The following is a 5,934-nucleotide window of genomic DNA, read 5'->3' as shown; positions in this document are numbered from 1 at the left end:
TTCGGGCGAGGCGCAGCGCATGGAAACAACGGGGCGATCTCCGCCCAGAGGGCGTCGGGCAACAGCTTCTTGGCCATGCCCAACACAACGCCAAATATGGTTAACAAATCGTTTTGTTAGGCGCTCTAAATCCAGAGCGTCGCGCAAGAGCAGGGCGATGTGGCGGGCCTTGCGGCCGGAGCCGTGCTCGATCTGGTGGCGGCAGGAAAAGCCGTTGGCGATGAGCGGGGCGTCCTGCGGCGCCGCGCGCATGGCGGGCAAAAGGGCGAGTTCCGCCATCTGCATGGAGGCGTCGTAATGCTCGGCCTCCAGCCCGAAGCTGCCGGCCATGCCGCAGCAACTGGTCTCCACGATGTCGTAGGAGAAGCCGGGGATGAAGCCGAGCACCTTGCGCGTCGCCTTCATCACCCCGAACGCCTTCTGGTGGCAGTGGCCGTGCAGCACCGCCTTCGGGCCGGGCAAAGGCTTCAGCCGCATCCGCAGCCCCTTGTTCTGGTGCTCGCGGGCCAGGAACTCCTCCAGCAGGAACAATTGCTTGCCCAGCGCCCCCACCTCCGGCCCGAGGCCGAGGCTGTAGAGTTCATCGCGCAGGGACAGCAGGCACGAGGGCTCCAGCCCGATGATGGGCGTCTGCGCCGCGATCTCGCCGCGGAACGCCGCGAGCACCCGCTTGCCCTCGCTGCGCGCCTTCTCCACCATGCCGGTGGTCAGGTACGTGCGGCCGCAGCACAGGGGCCGGTCGGGCTCGGCGTCGGCGGGATCGGGCTTCGCGATGCGCACGGCGTAGCCGGCGTGGGTCAGCACCGCGTGGGCGGCCTCGGCCACCTCCGGCTCGAAATGGTGGCAGAAGGTATCCACGAACAGGATCACCTCGCCGCGCGGGGCTTCCGCCGGCATGGGCGCAGCGGCGGGCGCCGCATAGGGGCGCGGCGCCGGCTCGGGGATGGCGCGGCGGGCGCTGATGCCGAGCAGCTTTTCTGCGGCCTTGGTCAAAAGGCGCGAGCGGTTGCGCAGCCTGATGGCGAGGCGCAGCAGGCGGCGGTGGCGCCCGGTCCATTCCGGCACCCCGCCGAACAGCCGGGTGCGCCGGGGCACGCCTTTGATCTCGTGGCGCTGGGCGAGGTATTCGGTCTTGATCAGCGTCATGTCCACGGCGCTGGGGCATTCCTTCTTGCACGCCTTGCAGGACACGCACAGGTCCATGGCCGCGTCGAGCCGGGGGTCGGCGAAGGCGTTGGCGTCGGTGCCGTCGTTCAGCGCCGCCTTGAAGGCGGCGACGCGGGCTTCCGTGGAATGGTCCTTGTCGCCGGTGATGCGATAGCTCGGGCACATGACGCCCTTGCCGGTATTGCGACAATCGCGGCTGTGCATGCACACGGCCACCGCTTTCGCGTAGTTCCCGCCGGTGGCGGGAATGCCGGAATAGGCGTCGCCGATGCCGTATGTGTCGTAAGCCGACCAGTCGAGGAAGGTTTTCATGCCGCGGGCCCCGTTCGCGCCCGCAGAAGCAAGATGCGTACCCCGGAAAAGAGGGCCGGCTCCGGGCCGCACGAAGGGCGATGGCGTCCCGGAGCCGGTTCCGCGGTGCGTCACTGGACGACGCACGCACCGCAGCTCGGAAGTCGAAGTCAGAAGCGCGTGGTCAAGGTGGTGAGCCACGCCGGCGAGGCCGCCACCAGCGCGGCTTCCAGTCGCTTGTCGGCTCCGGTGAGGATCAGCATGCCCACCAGCGCCAGCACGAGGCCGAGCACCGCCTTCGCGCCCTTGCCGGCGCCCAGCAGGCGACCGCGCCAGCGCGCCAGCGCCGGACGGAACAAGGTCCCCAGCAGCGCCAGGGGCAGGCCGGCGCCGAGGCCGAACAGGGCCATCACCCCTGCCACCTGCGGCAGGTTCTGCCCCTGGGCCGCCAGCACGGACGCCGCCCCCAGTGTGGGACCGACGCAGGGGCTCCATACCGCCCCGAGCAGCAGGCCCACGGCGAACTGCCCGCCAATGCCGGTGCGGGAGAAGCCGTCGAGCCGGCGCGCGGCAAGATTGCTCAATGGCCCGCCGGCGGCGGCGAGGCGGGTCTGGAACTGCGGCACCGCGAGCACGGTGCCAATGCCCACCATCAACAGCGCCGCGAGGATGCGGAACACATCGCCTTCAAGGCCGATGGCATAGCCGATGGTGGCCACGAACAGCCCGATGGTGACGAAGGACAGGGCGACCCCCGCCGCCAGCGCCACCGGTGCGAGGCGATGCTCCGCCGCCGCTGCCCCGAGCACGATGGGCAGGAGCGGCACCACGCAGGGGGAGAGCACGGAGAGGACCCCCGCCATGAAGGCGAGGGCGAAGCTGCCAAAGGCCATATCCGGCCTCAGATGGCGTGGGAGAGCAGGGCCTCGATGGAGCCCTTGTGGGTGTCGCCCACGGAACGCCCGGCCTCGGTGGCGCCCTTGAAGGCGATCAGGGTGCTCTGCTCGCGCGCCTTGAAGCTCTTCACCGCGTCCTTCTGGCTGTCGAAGTCCACGCGGAACACCACCATCTCCTTGTACCGGGGCTGGCTCAGCAGCTCCGACAGGATGGGGGCCTGCGCCGCGCAGACCGGACACCAGGAGGCGTGGATCTCCACCAGGATGGGCTTGCCCGCGTGCTGGGCGGCTTTGAAGGCGGCGGGCGTGAAGGGGGTGTGCTCCGGCTCGGCGAAGGCCATGGCCGATGCGCCGGCAACGAGGGCGGCGGCAAGCGAGAAGGCGAGGGTGGCTCGACGGGTGAACATGTGTCTTCAGCTCCGCGTCCCGAAGATTTTCGTGCGGCGCACCCGCGCCGGCACGGCAGGCCCGGCGCTCAGAAGGCACCGGGGGCGGCCCTGCATGGGCCGACACCAGGATTTCGCCGGAGGGCCGCGCCGGGTTACAGGCGGGCGGGGCGGTCACACCGAGTTGATCTTCGGGGATCGGCCACGCCGGGGTCGCCACCTGCCGCCGCGCCCCGTTCACACGGCAGCGCCTTTCCGGTAGATGAGCGTCAGGCGCCGCCTGCGCTCCCTCTTTGGTTTCGAGGCGGATTTGCCGCCGGGGCGATCGAGGCCCTGGCGGATCCGGCTCTGGCTGGCTCGAAAGGTGTGTTCCGTGACCGATCAGGTGAAGCTCGTGCTTGCTTCAGGCTCGCCCCGCCGGCTGGCGCTGCTCAATCAGGCGGGGATCGAGCCGGACCTGCTCATGCCCGCCGACGTGGACGAGACCCCCGAACGCGGCGAGCTGCCGCGCCGCCTCGCCCAGCGCCTGTCGGAAGCCAAGGGCAAGCTGGTCGCCCAGCGCGCGAAGGACGCCGAGATGAACGCGCTGGTGCTCTCCGCCGACACGGTGGTGGCGGTGGGCCGGCGCATCCTGCCCAAGCCCGACCTGGAGGATGAGGCGGAGGCCTGCCTCCGGCTGCTGTCGGGCCGCACCCACCGGGTCTATACCGGCGTGTGCCTCGTGGACGCCAAGGGCCGCGCCCATACCCGGCTGGTGGAAAGCCGGGTGCGCTTCAAGCGCCTGTCGCGGGACGAGATCAATGATTACCTCGCCTGCGGGGAATGGCGGGGCAAGGCCGGCGGCTATGCCATCCAGGGCATTGCCGGCTCGTTCGTGGTGAAGCTGGTGGGCTCCTACAGCAACGTGGTGGGCCTGCCTTTGTCGGAGACCATCGGCCTGTTGTCCGGCCAGGGCTACGACGTGCGCGCCGGCTGGGTGGAGCGCGCCGCATGAGCGGCCCGGACCAGCCCGACGACCATAGGTCCAAGGCGGGCAAGGTCACGCCCGGGAAGGTCACGCCCGGCAAGGCGAAGCGCGGCGAGGCGCAGGACGCGCCGGCTGGGGCCGCCGCGGCCAAAAAGCCCGTGCCCCGGAAAGCGGCGGCCAAAGCCACGTCCCCCAAGGCCACGTCCCCCAAAGCCGTGCCACCCGAGGGTGCCGACGAATCCGGCGCGCAGGCCTCCGGGGCGGCTGGCGCGGCTGCTTCGGAGCTTTATTCCGCCAAGCCGTGCCCGATCTGCTCCAGGCCGTCCGTGAAGCGCTACCACCCCTTCTGCTCCCGGCGCTGTGCCGACGTGGACCTCCACCGCTGGCTCTCCGGCTCCTACGCCATCGCCGGGCGGGAGGAGGAGGACGAGGACGGCGAGGGCCAGGGCGGCGAGACCCGGTGACGGGGCGCCGCCCCCCATCTTGACGGCCCCCGGAGCGTCGCGCGAGGTTGTCCGCTCCCAGCGGTCGAGGAGCGCATCATGGCGGCGGCGGAACGGACGGCGGACACCTACCCATCCTTCCGGAGTGAGGCCCTGATCGACGGCGCCTTCGCCCCGGCCGCGTCGGGGCGCACCTTCGACGCCATCAATCCGGCCACCGGCAAGGTTCTCGCCCAGGTGGCGGCCTGCGACGGCGCCGATATCGACCGGGCGGTGAAGGCGGCCCGCGCCGCCTTCGAGGATCGCCGCTGGGCGGGCCTGCGGCCGGTGGAGCGCAAGCGCATCCTCCAGCGCTTCGCCGAGCTGATCCGCGCCCATCGCGACGAGCTGGCGCTCACCGAGACCCTCAACATGGGCAAGCCCATCGCCGATGCGCGCTCCATCGACGTGCGTGCGGCGGCGGACTGCTTCGCCTATTACGGCGAGTGCTGCGACAAGGTCTATGGCGAGGTGGCGCCCACCACGGCCGACAATCTCGCCCTGGTGCTGCGCGAGCCGCTGGGCGTGGTGGGCTGCGTGACGCCGTGGAACTTCCCCATGATCATGGCCGCATGGAAGGTGGCCCCCGCTCTGGCCATGGGCAATTCCGTGGTGCTGAAGCCGGCCGAGGAAAGCCCCCTCACCGCGCTGCGCCTCGGCGAGCTGGCGCTTGAGGCGGGGGTGCCGGCGGGGGTGTTCAACGTGGTGCCCGGCCTCGGCGTGGAGGCCGGCAAGGCGCTGGGCCTCCACATGGATGTGGACGCCATCGCCTTCACCGGCTCCACCGAGGTGGGGCGCTATTTCCTGCGCTATTCCTCCGACAGCAATCTGAAGCGCGTGTTCCTGGAACTGGGCGGCAAGACCGCCTTCGTGGTGGCCCACGACGTGCCCGACCTCGACGAGGTGGCGCAGGCGGTGGCCTCCGGCATCTTCTTCAACCAGGGCGAGATGTGCACGGCGGCCTCCCGGCTGCTGGTGGACAATCGCATCCGCGAGGCGCTGGTTTCCCGCGTGGCGGCGCTGGCCCCGCGCTGGATGCCGGGGGATCCGCAGGACCCCGCGGCCCGCGCCGGCGCGGTGGTGAGCTTCGAGCATCAGGGCCGCATCCTTGCCGCCATCGAGGAGGGCGTGACCTCCGGCGCGCGGCTGGTCACCGGCGGCACGGCGGTGCGGCAGGACAGCGGCGGCGCCTTTGTGGCCCCCACCGTGTTCGACGGCGTGGCGCCGTCCTCGGCGCTGGCGCAGAAGGAGATCTTCGGCCCCGTGCTCTCGGTGATCGGCTTCGACGGGCTGGACGAGGCGGTGGAGATCGCCAACGGCACCGTCTACGGCCTCGGCGCGGCGGTGTGGAGCGGCGACCTTGCCGCCGCGCACCGGATCGCGCGGCGCTTCAAGGCCGGTGTCATCTATGTGAACTGCTTCGACGCCGACGACATCACCACCCCCTTCGGCGGCGTGAAGCAATCCGGCTTCGGGCGCGACAAGTCCCTGCACGCGCTGGATAAATATTGCGACCTGAAGACGGTGTGGACGCGGCTTTAGAGCACCCGCCGATCAGATCGCGCCGCGATCTGATCGGATAACGCGTTCTCTAATCTTGAGTGAGAGCGCGATCCACCAGCGACAGGCGCCGCTGGCCGCATTTGTCGGACATCTCCGACGCCAGAAGTGATGCCATTTGAACGTGGTCGCTGGGACCGGACACGGCCTGAACCCTCTCCCGCTTGCGGGGGAGGGCAGGGAGG

The 5,934-nt window shown here is 70.4% G+C and carries 6 protein-coding genes; 3 read left to right on the top strand and 3 right to left on the bottom strand.

The window, feature by feature from the left end; genetic code table 11:
- The 3 genes from K9U40_RS21585 to K9U40_RS21575 form a co-directional block, all read right to left on the bottom strand.
- Positions 1-1,479: (Fe-S)-binding protein (locus K9U40_RS21585; RefSeq protein ID WP_282892171.1), on the bottom strand; the 1,479-nt coding region annotated here is incomplete at its 3' end.
- A 149-nt stretch (positions 1,480-1,628) separates the two neighbouring features.
- Entirely contained in the window at positions 1,629-2,351 is a 723-nt protein-coding gene (locus K9U40_RS21580; RefSeq protein ID WP_282892170.1) for a cytochrome c biogenesis CcdA family protein, read from the bottom strand.
- Between the two features lie 8 nt (positions 2,352-2,359).
- A complete protein-coding gene (locus K9U40_RS21575) occupies positions 2,360-2,761 on the bottom strand; it encodes a thioredoxin family protein (RefSeq protein ID WP_282892169.1) in 402 nt (133 codons plus the stop codon).
- Positions 2,762-3,113: 352 nt separating this feature from the next.
- Between K9U40_RS21575 and K9U40_RS21570 the strand changes: the two genes are divergently transcribed.
- From K9U40_RS21570 to K9U40_RS21560, 3 genes are all read left to right on the top strand, one after another.
- Positions 3,114-3,734 (top strand): Maf-like protein, encoded by a 621-nt coding sequence (locus K9U40_RS21570; protein WP_282892168.1) that lies wholly within the window; start codon positions 3,114-3,116, stop codon positions 3,732-3,734.
- Positions 3,735-3,922: 188 nt separating this feature from the next.
- Positions 3,923-4,171: a DNA gyrase inhibitor YacG gene (gene yacG, locus K9U40_RS21565; RefSeq protein WP_282892172.1), complete on the top strand. Its 249-nt coding sequence runs from the start codon at positions 3,923-3,925 to the stop codon at positions 4,169-4,171.
- 78 nt (positions 4,172-4,249) lie between these two features.
- Positions 4,250-5,731, top strand: coding sequence for an aldehyde dehydrogenase (locus tag K9U40_RS21560; RefSeq protein ID WP_282892167.1), 1,482 nt, complete (start codon positions 4,250-4,252; stop codon positions 5,729-5,731).
- Positions 5,732-5,934 lie beyond the last annotated feature (203 nt).

Source organism: Xanthobacter autotrophicus (assembly GCF_030015065.1).
GTDB classification, from domain to species: Bacteria; Pseudomonadota; Alphaproteobacteria; order Rhizobiales; family Xanthobacteraceae; genus Xanthobacter; species Xanthobacter autotrophicus_D.
The sequence above is the reverse complement of the archived record's forward strand: the minus strand, read 5'-3'. Positions and strand labels throughout refer to the sequence as shown.

Bases quoted from the DNA above. Each gene is read 5' to 3' on its own strand.
- K9U40_RS21575 (WP_282892169.1), bottom strand. From the start codon at position 2,761: ATGTTCACCCGTCGAGCCACCCTCGCCTTCTCGCTTGCCGCCGCCCTC.
- K9U40_RS21580 (WP_282892170.1), bottom strand. From the start codon at position 2,351: ATGGCCTTTGGCAGCTTCGCCCTCGCCTTCATGGCGGGGGTCCTCTCC.
- K9U40_RS21560 (WP_282892167.1), top strand. From the start codon at position 4,250: ATGGCGGCGGCGGAACGGACGGCGGACACCTACCCATCCTTCCGGAGT.